Origin of the sequence: Chitinibacter sp. FCG-7 (assembly GCF_040047665.1) — a bacterium.
GTDB lineage: Bacteria > Pseudomonadota > Gammaproteobacteria > Burkholderiales > Chitinibacteraceae > Chitinibacter > Chitinibacter mangrovi.
Genome location: NZ_CP157355.1, coordinates 3,078,818 through 3,098,191 on the forward strand (window position 1 = coordinate 3,078,818; position 19,374 = coordinate 3,098,191).

Sequence of the window (19,374 nt, forward strand, 5' to 3'; positions counted from 1 at the left end):
CTGCGGCCGTGCGCGTGAAGCGCCAGACCACAGGTCAACCACGGTACTACCGGTTTAGGCGACGATATTGACCAGACGTCCCGGTACAATAATCACTTTCTTCGGCGCGCCTTCCAGATGTTTTTTCACGCCTTCGTCGGCGAGCGCAGCCGCTTCAATCGCTTCTTTGCTCGCATCTTTGGCGACATGAATTTCACCGCGCAGCTTGCCGTTGATTTGCACCATCAGCTTGACTTCGTCCTGCACCAGCGCATCGCTTTCCGGCTCTGGCCACGCCGCCGTGGCAATGCCAGCACCATAATTCAGCTCGTTCCACAGCGTGTGCGCGATATGCGGTGCCGCTGGGTAAATGGCGCGCAGCAAGATGCCGAAGCACTCGCGAATCACCGCGCTGTTCTCGCCCTTGTAGCCTTCCAACGCATTGAGCAACTTCATCACACCGGACACGACCGTGTTGTATTGCAGACGTTCGTAGTCGAGGTTGATTTGCTTGAGTGTGTTGTGTACTTCAAAGCGCAGCGCTTTGTCGTCTTTGCTCAATTCAATACCGTCAAGGGTATTGCTCGCGGCCTTAATGGCATCAAGGTTTTTGAAGCCATACGTCCATAGGCGACGCAGATAGCGATATGCGCCTTCAACGCCGGAGTCAGACCAAGCTGCACTTTGCTCTGGTGGGCCAGCAAACATCGTGAACAGCCGCGCAGTATCGGCGCCAAATTTTTCGATAATGTCTTTGGGCTCAACCACGTTGTTTTTCGATTTCGACATCTTCTCGATGCCGCCCATGATCACGGGCTGGCCGTCTTCAACCGCAATCGCCGCAATTGGGCGACCTTTTTCGTCGTGCTGCACCTGTACTTCGGCTGGATAGAACCAACGCTTTTTGCCACTTGCGTCTTCGCGGTAGTAGCAATCGCGCAGCAACATGCCTTGGGTGAACAGATTTTTGAACGGCTCGCCAAAATTGATCAGGCCTGCGTCGCGCATCGCCTTGGTCCAGAAACGCGCGTACAGCAAGTGCAAGACCGCGTGCTCGATCCCGCCGATGTATTGATCCATGCCGCCAGCTACATTGTTTGCGGCGCCCATCCAGTAAGCCGTGCCGTCGCCCACCATCGCGTCGCTGTTTTTCGGGTCGCAATAGCGCATGAAATACCAGCTCGAATCGACGAAGGTATCCATTGTGTCGGTTTCGCGTTTCGCTGGCGCGCCGCATTTCGGGCAGTCAACGTTCAGGAAATCTTCGCGATGTTTCAGTGGATTGCCTGAGCCGTCTGGAATGCAGTCGGTTGGCAGCACGACCGGCAGTTGATCGTACGGAACCGGTACATCGCCGCAGCAATCGCAATGGATGATTGGGATTGGTGTGCCCCAGTAGCGTTGGCGGGAAATACCCCAGTCGCGCAGACGCCAGGTGGTTTTTTTCTCGCCGGCATCTTTGGCTGCCAAATCAGCGGCAACTGCATCGATTGCTTCACGTTGTTTCAGGCCGTTATATTTGCCTGAGTTGAAGCAGATACCAGGTTCTGCTAACTCGGAGCTCCAAGTTTCTAGAATTTCTTCGGTTTCTGGATTGATTACTACTGTAGCAATTTGTTCTGTGCCATTGGCGCTAACTCGGTTCTGAGGAATAGCCAATGTGTTAGTTATTGGAGCAATTACACGTTTGATCGGCAAATTGTATTTTTTGGCAAAAGCAAAATCGCGCTCGTCGTGCGCTGGTACGGCCATGACTGCACCATCGCCGTAACCCATCAGTACATAGTTACCGATCCAGACTTCAACTTGCGCGCCAGTCAGCGGGTGCGTCACGAACAGGCCGGTCGATACCCCCACTTTCTCTTGGGTGGCGAGTTCGGCTTCAGTCGTGCCGCCTTTTTTGCATTCTTCAATGAAAGCAGCGAGTTCTGGGTTCAATTCTGCCGCGCGCGTCGCCAGCGGGTGCTCAGCCGCCACGGCACAGAAAGTCACGCCCATAATCGTGTCGGCGCGCGTCGTGAACACGTACAACTTGCCGTCTTGTACCAAGTTGCCGTCGGCGTCTTTGATGTCGTGATTAAACGCAAAGCGCACGCCTTCGGATTTACCGATCCAGTTACGCTGCATGGCGCGTACCATGTCTGGCCAGCCTTCCAGCGTGTCGATGTCGTTCAGCAGCTCATCCGCGTATTTGGTGATCGCGAAGTAGTAGCCGGGAATCTCGCGCTTTTCGACGATCGCGCCCGAACGCCAGCCGCGGCCATCCACCACTTGTTCATTCGCCAAAACAGTTTGATCAACCGGATCCCAGTTCACGATCTGGGTTTTTTTGTACGCAGTGCCGTTTTCCAGCATTTTCAAGAAGAACCACTGGTTCCACTTGTAGTAATCCGGATCGCACGTGGCGATTTCGCGTGACCAGTCAAACGCCAGGCCCAGCGGCTTCATTTGCGACTTCATGTCGTCGATATTGGCGTAAGTCCATTCGGCCGGTGATTTTTTGTAGGCAATCGCCGCGTTTTCGGCCGGCAGGCCAAAGGCATCCCAACCCATTGGCATCAGTACATTAAAGCCCTTCATCCGCAGATGACGCGCCAGCATGTCATTGATCGTGTAATTGCGCACGTGACCCATGTGCAGCTTGCCCGATGGATAAGGCAGCATCGAGCAGGCATAGTATTTCGGTTTGCTGGTGTCTTCAGTGACTTCAAATGCGCGCGTTTCATCCCAATGGCTTTGGGCGGCGGCTTCGACGGAGAGCGGTGAGTACTGTTCTTGCATGGTCGGCGGCGTTGTCGAAAATATCAAAACGGCGATTATACCTGAGCCGGACTCGCTTGACGTTTGCTTTGCCACCGTGCGGGCGCGATTTTTGCACCGGCCTTGTGTCGAGCTTGCTGTGAGCTAGTGATATGGCTTTGCGCTTGAATTGGCAGCTGGTACAGGGCTTGAAATTCTTTTATTACTTGGCTTGTAAATTATTGCGGCGGATATCTAAACTGAAGTCCCGATAAAAGTGCTCAATCACTCGTGCAGGAGGCTTCAAGATGCTTCATCCCCGGCAAACTGGTTTTACCCTGGTCGAGATGGCTATTGTCTTGGTCATTATCGGCCTGATCCTTGGCGCAGCTTTTAAAGGCAAGGATTTGATTGACGGCGCTAAAGTAAAAAATATGGCCGCGCAAGTGAATAAAATGCAGGCCGCATTCAACGTCTATTACGAAAAATATGGCGCTTATCCGGGTGATGGCTGCGCCGCGCTGGTGACCACGCAAACGCTGTGTACCGGGGCAAAAAATGGCAGCCTGGGCTTGCTGGAAAATAATAGTGCACCGATCTTGCTGGTCAATACCGGGATTCTGAGTGCAGCCGATATGCAAAGTGTGTTTGGCGTGCCCTGGGTGATTACTGAAGGTGCGGCAATCACCAACTATACGACTGCGCATCACTATATGACGCCGGGCACGCAAACCAGTGCCGGTGTCACGACGCAACAGGAAGTGGATGTGCGTTTTGTCTGCGCGCTGGATCGGGCGATTGATGATGGCGTGCCGACCACGGGCAATGTGCGCAGCTCGGCGGCCAATGCCGCCACGCAGGCCGGAGCTGCGGCGTACACCAATGACGGTGGCGATTGCTGGGCGCTGGCTGGGAATGGTTCGGTGGGGATTAGGGTGCTGCCGTGATGGCTGATTTAGCCGGGATTTGATTTAAGCGTTTCACGGATCAGGCCCAGCGTTACCGCGCGTTGGCGTGATAACGACGCCGTATTGATTTCTTCCAGCAATTGATAAAGATTGGGTAGATCGCGACTGGCGTGCTGCAGCAGGTATTCGGCCAGCTCGCGATGTAACTCGAAGCCCAGATGGCGGGCGCGGCGCAACAGCGCGGCGATTTTATCGTCATCGGATAATGATTTGAGCTGATAAACCAGCCCCCAGCCTAGCCGGGTGCGCAAATCGTCGCGCAGGGCAAGCAGCATCGGTGGCAGATTGCCGCTGGCCAGAATCCGCCCGCCGCCTTCGCGCAAGGTGTTGTAGTGGTCAAAAAGTGTAATTTGCTGCTCGGCATCCAGATATTCCACATTGTCGACTAGCAGTGCGGCATTGCCTTCGATCTGCTGCGGCAGCATGCTCTGGCGCGCGTTGATGTAGTAACTGGGTAGTGCGTCTTCCAGTCTAGCTTCGCTGGCGCTGAGCAGGTGGCTTTTGCCCGCACCGCTTTCACCCCAGATATATAAGGCCCGCACTTCTCCCTGCGCCCATTCGCCTAGCTGGAAAAGGAGTTCGGCATTATCCCCGCGCACAAAATCATCAAAAGTGCGCGGCGCCGGGGGCAGAAAATCTAGGATCAGTTGCTTCATTGATGCGTGGGCATATGATTAAAAATGCAGTTCAAGTCTGAAAGTGCCGTAGAGAGAATACAAGGTGATATTTTAATAAACCTGCATTTTCAGTGTGATAAAAGCTGAAACTGGGGTCAACAGACGCAGCTAAATGCGATAAAATGCGCACTTTAGCAGATCTGGCGCTGCATTTTAACTCACAGCGCCGCCCACTACGAGACCATTCCCATGAGCCAACACAAGCAAAGTCTAAGTTACCGTGATGCCGGTGTAGATATCGACGCAGGTGACCAGCTTGTTGAAAATATCAAACCTTTTGCCAAGCGTACAATGCGCCCCGAGGTGCTCGGCGGTATTGGTGGTTTTGGTGCGCTGGTTGAAATCAGCAAAAAATTCAAAGAGCCCGTGCTGGTTTCCGGCACCGACGGGGTTGGCACCAAGCTGAAACTGGCTTTCGAACTCAATCGCCATGATACCGTGGGTATCGACCTGGTGGGCATGAGCGTCAACGATATTCTGGTGCAAGGCGCCGAGCCGCTGTTCTTCCTGGATTACTTTGCCTGCGGCAAGCTCGATGTGGAAAGCGCCACCGAAGTGATTAAAGGCATTGCTTATGGCTGTGAACAAGCCGGTTGTGCGCTGACTGGCGGCGAAACCGCTGAAATGCCGGGCATGTATCCGGTTGGCGAATACGATCTGGCTGGTTTTGCAGTGGGCGTGGTGGAAAAATCGAAAGTGATCACGGGCCAGGACATCAAAGCCGGTGACGTCGTGCTGGGCCTGGCATCGAACGGTGCGCATTCCAATGGTTACTCGCTGATCCGTAAAATCCTGAATCTGGATCACGTTGATTACAATTCCGAATTCGACGGCGGCCGCTCATTGGCCGATGTGGTCATGGCGCCAACGCGCATCTACGTCAAACCGCTGCTGAAACTGATCGACACCCTGACTGTTAAAGGCATGGCACACATTACCGGTGGCGGTATTACTGAAAACGTGCCACGCGTTTTGCCGGACAATGTCGTCGCGCAAATCGACGCAGCCAGCTGGACAATGCCCAAGCTCTTCACCTGGCTGCAAGAGCAAGGCAATGTGGCGCAACAGGAAATGTACAAAACCTTTAACTGCGGCATCGGCATGGTCGTGATTGTGGCCGCCGAAGACGCTGCAGCCGCGACAGCCTTGCTGACTCAGGAAGGCGAAACCGTGTACCAGCTGGGCGTGGTGCGTGAGCGTGTTGGCGACGAGCACCAGACTCAAGTTGTCTGATTGATGCTGGTCTGACAAAGGCGAGGTCGTTGACCTCGCTCAGGCTGTTGACAGAAGTGGGAAATAACGATTTTCAAGTCTCGGCAAAGCCGAACCTAATCAATAGCGGCTTGAATCTGCAGCCTTTATGTTTTATACCCACCCCTCCCGTCCCCTCATTGAGGGGAATCTCGCTTCGCGAGTGGAGTTGGTCATTCATTCGGGCGAGGTCGTTGACCTCGCTTTTTGTTTTTATAATGCAGTAATTGTTTTGTTTGGGTATTGCCCTGCAGCTTTTATTTAGATTGAGCTACAGGCGTATACCTATGGATGACGCATGAAAAATCTTGTAATTCTGATTTCTGGTCGTGGTAGCAATATGCAGGCCATTGTGAACGCACAGATTGCTGGAGCGCATATTGCCGCTGTGATTTCCAATCGCCCTGATGCGGCGGGTCTGGCTTGGGCGGCTGAGCGCGGTATTCAAACTGCCGTGCTCGATCACAAACAATTTGCCGACCGGGAGCGCTTTGATCAGGCTTTGGCCGAGTTAATCGATGGCTACGCGCCCGATCTGGTGGTGCTGGCCGGATTTATGCGCATTCTCACCGCCGCTTTTGTGCAGCGCTATGAAAACCGGCTGATCAATATGCATCCATCGCTATTGCCTGCCTTTACCGGTTTGCACACGCATCAGCGCGCGATCGATGAGGGTGTCAAGCTGGCCGGTTGCACCGTGCATTTTGTCACCGCCGAACTCGATCACGGCCCGATGATTGCGCAGGCCGCGGTGCCGGTGCTGGATAACGATAGCGCCGACACGCTGGCGGCCAGAATTCTGGTGCAAGAGCATCAGCTGTACCCGCAGGCGGTGGCCTGGTTTGTGGCCGACCAGCTGCAGGTGGTCGATGGCAAAGTGAAAAATGCCGCCGCAGCCAATCCTGAGGTCTTTTTGCGAGCTCCTAGCACCGCATCATGAACAAATATGCCTGGTGGGCTCTGGCCTTGTCGCTGACACTGCATCTGGTTTCGGTGCTGGCCGAGCCGATGCTCAACTGGCTGAGCTATCGCCAGATTGCGGATCCCGTGCTGAAAAAAACGGCGCGACAATTGGCTAGCCAGTCGCTGGATCATCTGGATACGCCAGATCCGTTGTCCAAGGTGAAAGCCGTCGAGCAGCAAATGGTTTTGTTGCAGCCCGTCGCCGTGCGCCAATCTGAGCCTGCCACAACTGATCACACTGCATCAAGGGCCCGGCAGCGCAAGCTGGCGGCCGAAGCGGCTTCGCAAGTTACGCAAGAGAATGCTTCAGTGAATACGGCGAGTGTAGCGGCGTCCATCGCTTCGTCGGTCACCGCAGAAGGGCTGGCCGCTAGCGAATCTGCAGCTTTGGCGGCGGCTAATATGCTGCAGTCGGCAGACATGCAAACGACTGCCGCGAGTCAGGCCAGCACCGTGAAGCTTTTGTCTGGTGCAGATAAAGCGTCTGGAGCGCAGCGGGCGTCAGCGACGCTGGCAAAGCGGGCTGATCCGGGCAAAACAGACCCGATCAAGATCGATCGTGAAGCGGCCAAGCGCTTTCCGCGTGAAGTCAAAATCGAATATCGCTACCTGGGTTTCCCGGCGTATTTGCACTGGAAACTGGAAGCAGGGCGCTATGATTTGCAGTTGGATGTGCCAATTCCCGGCCATGCTCGCCGTTTTATCAGCCGTGGCAAAATTGACAAGCATGGCGTGATGCCCGAGCAGTTTGTCGAGTATCGCAAGCAGTTTGCTACGCCCAAATTTGATGTGCGTTTTGACTGGGAGAAGGCCGAAGTGACGCTCAGTGAAGGCGAAAATCATAAGGTGGAGCCTTTTGCCGCGGGTGATCAGGATCTGATGTCGGCCGCCTTGCATCTGGCTCTGATGGGCGGCAGCCAGCCCAAATACGAAATGGCGCTGTTTTCCGGGCGCAAGCGCTATCCCGAGGTGCAGTTTGAACTCAAGGGCGAAGCGCAGCTCACAATCGGCGGTAAGGAAATTCCTGCGCTGCTAATGAGCTCACGCACTGGCGAGCGTCAGGTTGATTTCTGGCTCGCGCCCGATTGGCATAATTTGCCGGTGCGCATGGTGCTCAATTTTGGCAAGGATGGCACTTATGATTTATCCGCCTACAATTTGACACTGGACGGTAAAAAAGTGCTGGAATGGGTCAACCCGAATGCACACAGCCAGCGACGGCCTTGATGAATAGATTTTAAATAGGGTTTGCATGCAAACCGACCCGAAGCTGCCGGCCATCACGCCGGCGCATGAGCTGCCTACAGGCGGCCTGATTGAAAAAAGAGAGTATTTATGACACCAAAGCAATTATCTGCCACGCTTGATATTTTGAATTCGGCGCTGGGTTTTAACGCCCCTGCAGATGCCGTGGTCTCGCGCCATTTTCGCGAAAACAAGGATTTAGGGCATAAAGATAGGGCTGTCATTGCGGAAACCGTATTTAGCATGCTGCGCCATTTGCCGCAGCTCGAATGGCTGGCAGGCAGTAGCGAGGCGCGCCTGGCCAGTACGCGTGAATTGCTGCTGGCTTACTTTACCCGGATCAAGCATCTGAATGTGCGCGAGCTGCCAGCGGTATTTACCGATGAAGACAAAGAGCGTGCCGGTGCGATGAAGGGTATGGCGCTACGTGACGCGCCACTCAACGTGCGTGCGGCTATACCCCAATGGCTGGTTGATGCTATGCTGGCCGAAGGTCAGACGGAAGAGCAGATTCTGGCTATGGGCCTGGCCATGTTGCAGCCTGCGCCACTGGATGTGCGCGTCAATAGCATTAAGGCCAAGCGCGAAGCCGTTGCCGCCGAGCTGAAAGCCGCAGGCGATATCAACACCACGCCAACGCCATATTCACCTTGGGGTTTGCGTGTGGAAGGCAAGCCCGCAATCAACAAATACAAGTGCTTTATCGAAGGCCGTGTTGAAGTGCAGGATGAAGGCAGCCAGCTACTCGGTTTGTTATCGGGCGTGAAACGTGGCCAGATGGTGACGGATTTCTGCGCCGGTGCTGGCGGTAAGACTTTATTGCTCGGTGCGATGATGCAAAATACTGGCCGTTTGTATGCCTTTGATGTATCGGAAAAACGGCTGGCCAACTTAAAACCGCGTCTGGCGCGCTCTGGCCTATCGAATGTGAATCCACAGCTGATTGCGTCGGAAACCGATCAGAAGATCAAGCGTCTGGCTGGCAAAATGGACGTCGTGCTGGTTGATTCGCCGTGTTCCGGCATGGGTACGCTGCGCCGTAATCCAGACCTGAAAATGCGCCAGTCGGCGAGCAGTGTGGCTGAGTTGAATGAGAAACAGCGCGCTATTCTGAAGTCAGCAGCGCGTCTGGTGAAAAATGGTGGCCGCCTTGTGTATGCTACTTGCAGCTTCTTGCACAGTGAAAATCAGGCCATTGTGCGTGAGTTTCTGGCGACGCATCCTGATTTTCAGCTGCTCGACGCACGCGAACTGCTGGCCAAAGAGCGCGTTGAGATTGCCTTGAGCGATGAGTTCCTGCAATTGACGCCGCAGCAGCATCAGACCGATGCTTTCTTTGCTGCGGTGCTGCAGCGTGTTTCGGTCGAAAAAGCCAAAGCACAGGAAGAATCGGCCATGTTGTCGGCTGAGGATGAGGTGGCTGAGTAATACATGCAGATTGGATTAAATAAAAAAAACCCGCTTTAAGCGGGTTTTTTTTATTGGTCGATGGTGTCGGCAGAAGGTGATGCCTACTTCACAACACGCAGTTGCGGGCGTCCGTTTGGGCGTGGTGGCGGATCTTGCGGCGGCTCATCGTGAGGGCTGGATTCCGGTGCTGATTCCGGTTCACCAGCAGCCTCGTTGCCCTCGTATTCAAAGCCCATGCCTTCACCATTTTCGCGCGAGAAAATTGAAATCACAGCACCCACCGGGATTTCAATATCGCGCGATATGCCATTAAAGCGCGCTGAGAAGCTGATAAAGTCATTGGCAATGGTCAGATTGCGGCAAGCGTTGTAACTCACATTGAGCACAATCTCACCATTTTTGACGTATTCCATAGGCACTTGCATTTTGCCGCGTACGGCGACAACCAAGTATGGCGTGAAACCTTGGTCGGAGCACCATTCATGAATGGCGCGTAGTAAATACGGTTTGGTCGATACAGTGTGCATGGTCGGCCCCGCAAAAGAAGAAAGTATTTTGCAATTGTAGCAGGCTTACATTGCTTCGGTGTAAATCAAGCATGCAGCAAAAAGCCCCGCGTACGGGGCTTTGAATTATTTGCGCATGGCTTTTTCGTTGGCGGTCAACGATTCAATAAAGGCTTCGCGGCTAAAAATACGTTCTGCATATTTCATCACTGGTACCAGACCTTTGGTCACTTCAATGCCGTAGTGCTCAAAACGCCACAGCAATGGGGCAATTGCCACGTCAAGCATCGAGAACTCTTCGCCCAGAATGAATTTCTGCTTGGTGAAGATCGGGGCGATTTGTGTCAGATTGTCGCGGATTGCCGCACGGGCAGCTTCCAGCTGGGCTTTTTTGGAGCTGCTATCTTCCAGTGTTCTGAGATGGATAAACAACTCGCGCTCCAGATTGAACAGCATCAGGCGGGCACGGGCGCGCATGACTGGATCAGCTGGCATCAATTGCGGGTGTGGGAAACGCTCGTCAATATATTCATTGATGATGTTTGATTCATACAGTTGCAAATCACGTTCAACCAGTACGGGCACTTCGTTGTACGGATTCATGATCGCCAGATCTTCTGGTTTGCTATGAATATCCACATCGAGAATTTCAAAGTCCATGCCTTTTTCAAATAGCACAATGCGGCAGCGGTGGCTGAATGGGCAGGAAGTACCAGAGTACAACTTCATCATGGCGTGTATGTCCTTTGTGAGTAGCAAGGCGCAATTGTAATGATATTGCGCTGCAATAGCTACGAAAACACCGATAAGCTGATGATTATTAAGTGAAAAGTCGCAAATTTGGCTCTGTGTGCTTATTACCTGCTTGGATTTGATTTTTGTTGGGGGTATTGGCTGGAAAGCCTTGCTGTATATTAATTGAGATGATATACCCGTAAAAAAGGGCGGAAAATCCGCCCTTTTGATTCGTTACTGAAGCTGCAAATTAATGCACATCGCGCCAGTATTCTTTTTTCAGCAAGTAGGTGATTGGGATCAGGAACAAAATCAGGAACAGCAGCACGCCGTAACCGATCTGCTCGCGCTTCACCTGAGTCGGCTCAGCCATATATGAAAGGTAGTTGACCAGATCACCAATACGTTGATCGTATTCGTGATTATCAAACTGACCATTTTCGCCGCCACGGGTTAATGTACCAGGCTTAACCAGTTTCAACGTTTTCTTGGCGTGCTCACCTTCGCCTTCAACGTGCAGAATCTGCTCGCCTTGCAATTCCCACAGAACGTGCGGCATGCCGACTTTATCAAACACCAGATTGTTCCAGCCAGTAGGGCGGGTCTCATCACGGTAGAAAGTGCGCAGATAGGTATAAAGCCAGTCGGTGCCGCGTGAACGGGCGATTAGGCTCAGATCGGGTGGTGTCGCACCAAACCAGTTCTTACCATCTTTAGCGGCCATCGCCACTTTCATTTGCTCACCCACTTTGTCAGTGGTGAACATCAGGTTGTTTTTGATCTGATCTTCGGTCAGGCCAATATCCTGCAAGCGGTTATAGCGCATCACCGCTGCACCGTGGCAAGACAGACAGTAATTCACAAAGGTCTGTGCACCGCGTTGCAGGCTTTCTGCATTGCTTGGGTCGATCGGCGCTTTGTCCAGCGGTACACCTGCACCGGCAGCCAGTACATGGGTAGACAATGCCAGACTGGCAACGGTGAGGAGGCTAGCGAGTGTTTTTTTCATGGCTGTCTCCTTAGATGAATGTGCCGAACAGATAAGCGCCAACCACCGCGATGGCGACGTAAACAATGAACATCATCTGCTGTTTGCCGGTCGAGAAAGTCACACGCTCAGGTATTGGCGCGCAAGGCTTCTCGTTCTTGGTATAGAACGGCATACCCAGGAAGAAGGCAAAGTAAACAATACTCAATACTTGTGAAACCACTGTACGGAAATCCGTTGCTGGTTTCGCACCCAAGATGCCCAGACCGATAAACGAAATCAAGAACAATACCAGCATGACTTTGAAGCTAGTCGGACGGTAGCGAATTGATTTGATTGGGGAGCGATCGAGCCATGGCAGGAAGGCCAGAATCACTACCCCTGCACCCATGCCCAGTACACCCCAAACTTGCGTACCCAAGAAAGACGGGATTGCGCGCAAGATGGCGTAGAACGGCGTGAAATACCATACGGGTGCGATATGCGCTGGTGTTTTCAGTGCGTCAGCAGGGTCGAAATTAGGGTGTTCCAGGAAGAAGCCGCCCATTTCCGGGGCAAAGAACAGTACGCCGCAGAATACTGCCAGGAATACCGCCACGCCAAACACGTCTTTTACCGTGTAATAAGGGTGGAACGGGATACCATCGCGCGGAATGTGCGTCACCGGATCTTTGTTTTTCTTGATTTCAACGCCATCAGGGTTGTTCGAACCCACTTCGTGCAGTGCAACCAAGTGCGCAACCACCAAGGCCAGCAACACCAGCGGCACAGCAATCACATGCAGTGCAAAGAAGCGGTTCAGTGTGGCATCAGAAACCACAAAGTCACCACGAATCAGTACTGACAGATCCGGGCCGATCACCGGGATTGACGCAAACAGATTCACAATCACCTGCGCACCCCAGAATGACATCTGACCCCAAGGCAACAGGTAGCCCAGGAATGCTTCAGCCATCAAGATCAGGAAAATAAGTACGCCGAACACCCAAACCAATTCACGCGGTTGCTTGTATGAACCGTAAATCAAGCCACGGAACATATGCAGGTAAACGACGACGAAGAACATCGACGCGCCCGTTGAGTGCATGTAACGGATAATCCAGCCACCCGCCACGTCACGCATGATGTATTCAACTGATGCAAAGGCCACCGAAATATTGGTGCCCGGGATCAGGTTGCCATCGGGTTTGTAGTTCATCGTCAGGAAAATACCGGTGACGATCTGGATCACCAGCACCAACATGGCCAGCGAACCGAAGAAATACCAGAAATTGAAGTTTTTTGGTGCGTAATACTCGGAAACGTGGGCTTTCCAGGTGCTAGTGAGCGGAAAGCGCTCGTCGACCCAGTTCAATACCTTTTCCGGTACAGCGTTTAATTGAATGCTCATGACTTAGCCCCTTATTTGTCTTCGCCGACCAGAATCGTCGTGTCGGAAAGGTATTTATGCGGAGGGATAACCAAGTTGATCGGAGCTGGGACGCCAGAGAAGACGCGGCCAGCCAAGTCAAACTTGGAGCCATGACAGGGGCAATAAAAACCGCCAACCCAGTCTGCACCCAGATCGGCCGGGGCCAGATCCGGGCGGAAAGTGGGTGAACAGCCCAGGTGAGTACATACGCCTGTTGCAACCCAGATTTCCGGTTTGATCGACCGGGTTGCATTGTGGCAATACTCGGGTTGTTCGCTGGCATCCGATTTTGGATCGAGCAGCTTGGGGTCATTTTTAGGCAGGTTCTTCAGCATCTCGGGGGTGCGATTGACCACCCACACCGGTTTGCCACGCCATTCGACAGTGATCTTCTGGCCAGGTTCGAGTTTGCTAACATCGACCTCGACCGGAGCCCCGGCTGCTTTTGCACGCTCGGAAGGAAAAAAGCTGGCGACAAAAGGTATGGCTACCCCTGCCGTCGCAACCGCGCCCACTGCGCTGGAGGCAATTAATAAAAATCGCCGCTTGCTATTATCTACTTGCTGCTCACTCATAACCCAATCCCTGATTTGTAGGAACGCAATATTCTTAAACCGCCAAATTCTACCCGAAAGCAGTGCGGAACTTAAAGCTCTCTGATGCGTCTTGGCGGCGCTTTTGCAAAATAAAGTTCAAAACGCGGCTTTAATTGGTCGCGTAGCGCGCCAATTCTTCATTTAATTTGTCCTGCACATGCGCCGTTATTTCTTCGATTTTTTCTTTTTTCGTTCCCGGGTAGCTGATTTGCAGCACTTTGGCACTGAGCACCCAGCCTTGTGCGCTGCTGTTCAGTGTGTATTGGATTCGCGCTTCGGTCGGGATATTGGCCTTGCCAATTGCGGAAGAAAATTCAATATAGGTTGGCGTGCGCACCAGAATCTTCATGCCCTTGCTGCTACGATAGCTGACAATATCTTCGATAATGGCCTTGCTGCTGCGGCCAATGACCAGCACGCCTACTTTAGGGTTTGGCATTTTGGTCGTCGTGGGCGCAGGTGTGGCGCTGGGCGGCGCTACTTTGCCGGGGGAGGCGCACGCTGCCATCAGTGCGCAGCAGGTCAGCGCGATACCGTGTTGGAGTTTGATTTTCATACCGGATTGTCCAGGTCAAGATGAAGGTGTTCGAGGCCGAATTCTTCGGCCAGATGCTGGCCGAGTGCTTTGATGCCGTAGCGTTCAGTTGCATGGTGCCCAGCAGCGATATAGGCCACGCCACTTTCTCTGGCCAGATGGGTGACAAATTCGGATGCTTCGCCAGTAATAAAGCAGTCAATGTCCAGATTGCTGGCTTCCCGGAAATAGCTTTGCGCGCCGCCAGTGCACCAGGCGATGCGTTGCACGGGCTTGCTGGCCTCGCCAATCGTCAGCGGCGTGCGATTCAGTTGCAGTACAATATGCTGGCTAAAGGTATCTAGCGACATCGGGACAGGCAGCTCGCCGCGCCATGCCAGTTCCTGCTCACCAAACCGCCCAGTTGGGATCAACCCCAGTTTTTGCGCCAGCTGGGCGTTATTGCCCAAGGTTTCGTGTGCATCCAGCGGTAAGTGATAGCCAAACAGATTGATGTCATTGAGCAACAATTTGCTGATTCTCTGCTTTTTGGTGCGGGTAATGATTTGCTCTTCGCCTTTCCAGAAATAGCCGTGATGAACCAGAATTGCATCGGCGCCGTGCTCAATGGCTGCTTCAATCAGCGCAAGCGATGCGGTGACGCCGGTCACGATCTTGTGAATCTGGTCTTTGCCCTCAATTTGTAAACCATTGGGTGCGTAATCTTTGAATCGTGCCACTGCAAGCAGTTGTCCGATATAATTTTCCAGTTCTTGACGTTGCATTTATTTATTTGAACCTGCGCATAAAGATAAACGTGATATGAAAAAACTTTGGCTTATTTTCGCACAAACCACCACGATCGGTCTGGCGGTCTGGTTTTTGCTGACGCTATTAAAGCCTGAATGGCGCTTTCCGGTGGCTCCACAGACCCCGGTTGTGACGGTAAAAGAGACACTTGCCGCCGCTTCTGCGCCCGCCGAGCTTTCGTATAGCGCCGCCGCCAAAAAAGCAAAACCCTCGGTGGTGAATATCTTTACCTCGCAGCAAGCCCGCCAGCCGCGCAATCCTTTGCTGAATGATCCTTTGTTCCGGCGCTTTTTTGGCGAGCGTGGTCTGGGCGACGAAGCCCAACGGCCATCCAGCCTCGGTTCGGGCGTGCTGGTGTCCGAACAGGGCTATATCGTGACCAATAATCACGTGGTTGAAGCCGCTGATGAAATTGAAGTGGCGCTCTCTGACGGGCGAACGGCCTCAGCCAAGCTGATTGGCAGTGACCCGGATACTGATATTGCGGTGATTAAAATTGATTTACCCGATTTGCCTGCCATCAGCTTTGCCGATGCTGACAAAGTGGAAATTGGCGACGTGGTTCTGGCCATCGGTAATCCGTTTGGCGTCGGTCAGACGGTGACGATGGGGATTGTTTCGGCGCTGGGGCGCTCAGAGCTGGGCATTAATACCTTCGAGAATTTCATCCAGACTGATGCGGCGATTAATCCGGGCAACTCGGGTGGCGCGCTGATCGATACCCGTGGCGATTTGCTGGGGATCAATACGGCAATTTATTCCAAAACCGGCGGCTCGCTCGGCATTGGCTTTGCCATTCCAGCTACGACAGTCAAGCAGATTATGGAAGCGCTGATCAAGGATGGCAGTGTGACGCGCGGCTGGCTGGGCGTTGAGGTGCAGGACGTGAGTGCCGAGCTGGCTTCATCGTTTCGCTTGAAAGACACGCGCGGTGCGCTGATTGCTGGGGTGGTGCGCAATGGCCCGGCGGCGAAGGCTGGTATCAGACCGGGTGATGTTTTGCTGTCGATTGATGGCAAGGAGGTGGGTGATTCGGCCAGAATGCTCAATATCATTTCTGCGCTCAAGCCCGAGCAGGATGTGCCGCTGGTGTATGTGCGGCAGGGCGAGACGGTAGAAGCCCGTGTGCTCATCGGCAAGCGACCCAAGTTCAATCGCAACTAAGTGCTTGCTCAAATCGCGATCAGGCCTGATTGGTTTTAATCATCAGGCCTGTTTTATTGAGGGGCTTTTGTTTTTTGTTAGGGTATTGCTCTGTACATCATTCTGCATTTTGCTTGTAGCGATATACCCACGGTGGTGGTGTGTGCGGCTGCTTATGTCAATTCAGCGTTCAAACCCCTTATGCGCCAGAGTGAGGGCATCGCCATCGGAGTAGTCAATCGACTCGAAGATCAAGTAGCCTTAGCGATTACCTTGAAGCAGCAGTATTTCGGCGGCGGCCAGATTTTCGGGCACACCCAGTAGCACCATCACATCGCCGTTTTGTAGCTGGAAATCGTTGCTAGGCTCGGTAGAGGCCTGGTTTTTACGCCGGATGCTGCGCACTTCCACATGCAGCTGGTTGAGCGCCAATTCGCCGATGGTGTAACCAATCGCATGTGCGCTTTGTGTCAGCTGCACCGTATGCAGGCGGGGCTGGTGGCGATCTGAATCTTCGTTTTCTTCGTTCGAGCCGCGATAAAAGCCGCGAATCAGCTGGTAGCGCGCTTCCCGCACTTCACGAATCCGGCGCACCACCCGGTTGAGAGGTACACCCAGCAGCATCATCGTATGCGAGGCCAGCATCAGGCTGCCTTCCATGATTTCGGCGACCACTTCGGCCGCGCCGGCATTTTTAAGCAAATCAATGTCGTTATCATCCTGCGTGCGCACAATCACTGGCAGCTCAGGGCGGATCTGGTGCACCATTTCCAGTATTTTCATCGCCGAATGCGTATCGGCATACGTCACAATCAAGGCGCGGGCGCGCATCAGCCCTGCGGCAATCAGCACTTCACGCTTGGCAGCGTCGCCAAACACCACTGACTCGCCCGCTGCACCCGCTTCACGCACTTTTTCCGGGTCCAGATCGAGCGCGAAAAAATGGATATTCTCCGAGTGCAGAATCCGTCCCAAGGATTGACCGCTACGCCCATAGCCGCACAAGATGACATGCCCGGTATTGGCCATGCTGCGCACGGCGATCTGATGCAGATTGGCGGCCAGATTCATCCATTCTGAGCTGGCCAGCCGCAGTACCAATTTGTCTGAATGCTCGATCAGAAATGGCGTAATCATCATCGACAGAATGATCGCCGCCACCGTGCTTTGCAGTAGTGCGGAGGGCATGAAGTTCTGCCCGGCGGCCAGTGCCAGCAAAACAAATGCAAACTCGCCACCCTGACCCAGGGCAAACCCCGTGCGCCAGGACGTGCCGGGAGAATGATCAAACAGGCGGGCCAAGCCAGCGATAATCATGATTTTGACCGGGCCGAGCAAGACCACCAGCGCCAGAATGAGTGGCCACTGCGCCAGCAAAATTGCGAAATCGAGGTTCATTCCGACGGTGACAAAAAAGAGGCCGAGCAATAAATCTCGGAATGGGCGGATGTCGTCTTCAACCTGATAGCGATATTCGGTCTCGGCAATCAGCATGCCCGCCAGAAACGCGCCCAGCGCCAGCGAAAGCCCCGCCAGTTCGGTCAGCCAGGCAATCCCCAAAGTAATCAGCAGGATGTTGAGCATGAACAGCTCGCTCGAATGCTGTTTGGCCACCAGATTGAACCAGGGCCGCATTAGTTTTTGTCCCAGCCAGAGTAATAATGTAAGTACAACGATGATTTTAAGCGCGGCAAAGCTCAGCGAGGCGGCCAATTGCTCGGTCGGTTGACTTAGAACCGGGATCATGATCAGAAAAGGGACCACAGCCAGATCCTGAAACAGCAAAATGCCAAACGCATTCTGCCCGTGCGGCGCGTTCAATTCATTCCGATCTGAGAGTAGTTTGGACACCATGGCGGTTGATGACATCGCCATGGCTGCGCCCAAAGCCAGCCCAACCTGCCAGCTCATGCCAAACAGCATGACAATGGCGCCAACCAGCAGCAGAATGGATAGCACCTGGCTCAGACCCAGGCCAAATACCGTGCGGCGCATGGCCTTGAGTTTGGCCAGATTAAATTCCAGTCCCAGCGTAAACATCAGAAAAACCACACCAAATTCGGCTAGATGGCTGGCTTCTTCACTGGAAGGAATCATCCCCAGTGCATGAGGGCCAATCACCATGCCGATCAGCAGATAGCCCAGCATCGGCGGCAGCTTGATTTTGCGGCAGATGACCACCGTTACGACGGCAATCGCCAACAGAAGGAGCAAATTTTGCAAAATGGACGACATGCCGCTGGACGCTTCTCAGTGAGTCAGGATGAAGGAGGGATCAGCCTGTAAAAGGATTGGAAGGCCGATTTGTTTGATGTAAGTATAACTGAAGAAAATGGTATTTATAGCGTATGGCTGTCATCAAGTGCCGAGGTCTTTTATAATTCGGGCTCAAAAATTAAGGCCATGGTTGAAGTGATGCAAAATGCTTATCGTTGCGCCCGCCGGGTTTTGGCGGTGGAAGCTGCGGCAATTGAATCGATTTCCGCGCGGCTGGATGAAGCGTTGTTTAATCGTGCCTGTGAATTAATCCTGTCGATCACAGGGCGAGTTGTGGTGATGGGGATGGGCAAATCCGGCCATATTGCCCGTAAAATTGCGGCAACGATGGCCAGCACTGGCACGCCAGCAATGTTTGTTCATCCGGCGGAGGCGGCGCACGGCGATCTGGGCATGATTACCCGGCAAGATCTGGTACTGATCTTGTCCAACTCGGGCGAAAGCGACGAGTTGCTGGCTATTTTGCCCAGTTTGAAGCGTCTGGCGGTGCCGATTGTCTCGATGACCGGGCAGGCCAAATCGACATTGGCGGTGGAGGCCCAGGTACACCTGGATGTGGCGATTGCCGAGGAGGCCTGTCCGCACAATCTGGCGCCAACCGCCAGCACGACGACGGCTTTGGCGCTGGGTGATGCGCTGGCGATTGCCTTGCTGGAGGCGCGCGGTTTTCAGGCTGATGATTTTGCCTTGTCGCATCCGGGCGGCAGTCTGGGCCGTCGCCTGCTGGTGCATGTTCGCGATTTGATGCACGGTGGCGCTGCTTTACCGGTGGTGCAGGAGAATATGAGCTTGCGCGATGCCTTGCTGGAAATCAGTCGCAAAGGCATGGGCATGACGGCGGTCGTTGACGCTGCTGGCCATTTGCAAGGCATCTACACCGATGGCGATTTGCGCCGCACACTGGATCACGACTATGACTTGCGTGCCACGTCGGTTGCGACGGTAATGACGCGCAATCCTGCTACCATAGAGGCTCAGCGCCTGGCCGCCGAGGCGGCGGCCATTATGGAAGAGCGGCGCATCAACGGTTTGCTCGTTCTGGATGAGGGGCGGCTGGTCGGGGCAATCAATATGCACGACCTATTGCGTGCTCGGGTGGTTTAGCGGGGTATTGCCCTGTACCGTATTGTTCATAATGCTTTCAATGATATACCCTGAGTAA

Annotated in this window: 17 protein-coding genes; 7 read left to right on the forward strand and 10 right to left on the reverse strand. The window is 53.6% G+C overall.

Going from position 1 to position 19,374, the window contains the following annotated elements:
• Positions 1–54: 54 nt before the first annotated feature.
• Positions 55–2,760 carry a leucine--tRNA ligase gene (gene leuS / locus ABHF33_RS14540; RefSeq protein WP_348944618.1) on the reverse strand — a complete coding sequence of 902 codons (2,706 nt, stop codon included), beginning with the start codon at positions 2,758–2,760 and terminating at the stop codon, positions 55–57.
• A 266-nt stretch (positions 2,761–3,026) separates the two neighbouring features.
• Here leuS and ABHF33_RS14545 point away from each other — a divergent pair, with 266 nt between their 5' ends.
• The gene (locus ABHF33_RS14545; RefSeq protein WP_348944619.1) at positions 3,027–3,665 is read left to right on the forward strand and encodes a type II secretion system protein; all 639 of its coding nucleotides are present in this window, start codon (positions 3,027–3,029) and stop codon (positions 3,663–3,665) included.
• 8 nt (positions 3,666–3,673) lie between these two features.
• Here the strand turns inward: ABHF33_RS14545 and hda are convergent, their stop codons facing one another.
• On the reverse strand, positions 3,674–4,342 hold the full coding sequence (hda, locus tag ABHF33_RS14550; protein ID WP_348944620.1) for a DnaA regulatory inactivator Hda: 669 nt from the start codon (positions 4,340–4,342) through the stop codon (positions 3,674–3,676).
• A gap of 210 nt (positions 4,343–4,552) precedes the next feature.
• Here hda and purM point away from each other — a divergent pair, with 210 nt between their 5' ends.
• From purM to ABHF33_RS14570, 4 genes are all read left to right on the forward strand, one after another.
• Positions 4,553–5,596, forward strand: a complete 1,044-nt coding sequence (purM, locus tag ABHF33_RS14555) for a phosphoribosylformylglycinamidine cyclo-ligase (protein WP_348944621.1) — start codon at positions 4,553–4,555, stop codon at positions 5,594–5,596.
• Positions 5,597–5,912: 316 nt separating this feature from the next.
• Positions 5,913–6,554 (forward strand): phosphoribosylglycinamide formyltransferase, encoded by a 642-nt coding sequence (gene purN, locus ABHF33_RS14560; RefSeq protein WP_348944622.1) that lies wholly within the window; start codon positions 5,913–5,915, stop codon positions 6,552–6,554.
• Entirely contained in the window at positions 6,551–7,804 is a 1,254-nt protein-coding gene (locus ABHF33_RS14565) for a DUF3108 domain-containing protein (protein WP_348944623.1), read from the forward strand. The genes purN and ABHF33_RS14565 overlap by 4 nt, the downstream gene beginning before the upstream one ends.
• Positions 7,805–7,912: 108 nt before the next feature.
• Positions 7,913–9,250, forward strand: coding sequence for an RsmB/NOP family class I SAM-dependent RNA methyltransferase (locus ABHF33_RS14570; protein WP_348944624.1), 1,338 nt, complete (start codon positions 7,913–7,915; stop codon positions 9,248–9,250).
• An 83-nt stretch (positions 9,251–9,333) separates the two neighbouring features.
• Here ABHF33_RS14570 and ABHF33_RS14575 read toward each other — a convergent pair whose 3' ends face one another.
• The 7 genes from ABHF33_RS14575 to ABHF33_RS14605 form a co-directional block, all read right to left on the reverse strand.
• On the reverse strand, positions 9,334–9,759 hold the full coding sequence (locus ABHF33_RS14575; RefSeq protein ID WP_348944625.1) for a ClpXP protease specificity-enhancing factor: 426 nt from the start codon (positions 9,757–9,759) through the stop codon (positions 9,334–9,336).
• A gap of 105 nt (positions 9,760–9,864) precedes the next feature.
• A complete protein-coding gene (locus ABHF33_RS14580) occupies positions 9,865–10,470 on the reverse strand; it encodes a glutathione S-transferase N-terminal domain-containing protein (RefSeq protein ID WP_348944626.1) in 606 nt (201 codons plus the stop codon).
• A gap of 253 nt (positions 10,471–10,723) precedes the next feature.
• Complete coding sequence (locus tag ABHF33_RS14585) at positions 10,724–11,482, reverse strand: cytochrome c1 (protein WP_348944627.1); 759 nt, start codon at positions 11,480–11,482, stop codon at positions 10,724–10,726.
• Between the two features lie 10 nt (positions 11,483–11,492).
• Positions 11,493–12,851 (reverse strand): cytochrome b, encoded by a 1,359-nt coding sequence (locus ABHF33_RS14590; RefSeq protein ID WP_348944628.1) that lies wholly within the window; start codon positions 12,849–12,851, stop codon positions 11,493–11,495.
• Between the two features lie 11 nt (positions 12,852–12,862).
• Positions 12,863–13,447 (reverse strand): ubiquinol-cytochrome c reductase iron-sulfur subunit, encoded by a 585-nt coding sequence (gene petA / locus ABHF33_RS14595; RefSeq protein WP_348944629.1) that lies wholly within the window; start codon positions 13,445–13,447, stop codon positions 12,863–12,865.
• 130 nt (positions 13,448–13,577) lie between these two features.
• Positions 13,578–14,024 carry a hypothetical protein gene (locus ABHF33_RS14600; protein WP_348944630.1) on the reverse strand — a complete coding sequence of 149 codons (447 nt, stop codon included), beginning with the start codon at positions 14,022–14,024 and terminating at the stop codon, positions 13,578–13,580.
• Entirely contained in the window at positions 14,021–14,767 is a 747-nt protein-coding gene (locus ABHF33_RS14605; protein WP_348944631.1) for a Nif3-like dinuclear metal center hexameric protein, read from the reverse strand. The genes ABHF33_RS14600 and ABHF33_RS14605 overlap by 4 nt, the downstream gene beginning before the upstream one ends.
• A 37-nt stretch (positions 14,768–14,804) precedes the next feature.
• Here ABHF33_RS14605 and ABHF33_RS14610 point away from each other — a divergent pair, with 37 nt between their 5' ends.
• A complete protein-coding gene (locus ABHF33_RS14610; protein ID WP_348944632.1) occupies positions 14,805–15,956 on the forward strand; it encodes a Do family serine endopeptidase in 1,152 nt (383 codons plus the stop codon).
• A 240-nt stretch (positions 15,957–16,196) separates the two neighbouring features.
• Here the strand turns inward: ABHF33_RS14610 and ABHF33_RS14615 are convergent, their stop codons facing one another.
• Entirely contained in the window at positions 16,197–18,170 is a 1,974-nt protein-coding gene (locus ABHF33_RS14615) for a monovalent cation:proton antiporter-2 (CPA2) family protein (protein ID WP_348944633.1), read from the reverse strand.
• A gap of 168 nt (positions 18,171–18,338) precedes the next feature.
• On the opposite strand from ABHF33_RS14615, the gene ABHF33_RS14620 reads away from it, so the two are divergent.
• Complete coding sequence (locus ABHF33_RS14620; protein ID WP_348944634.1) at positions 18,339–19,316, forward strand: KpsF/GutQ family sugar-phosphate isomerase; 978 nt, start codon at positions 18,339–18,341, stop codon at positions 19,314–19,316.
• Positions 19,317–19,374 lie beyond the last annotated feature (58 nt).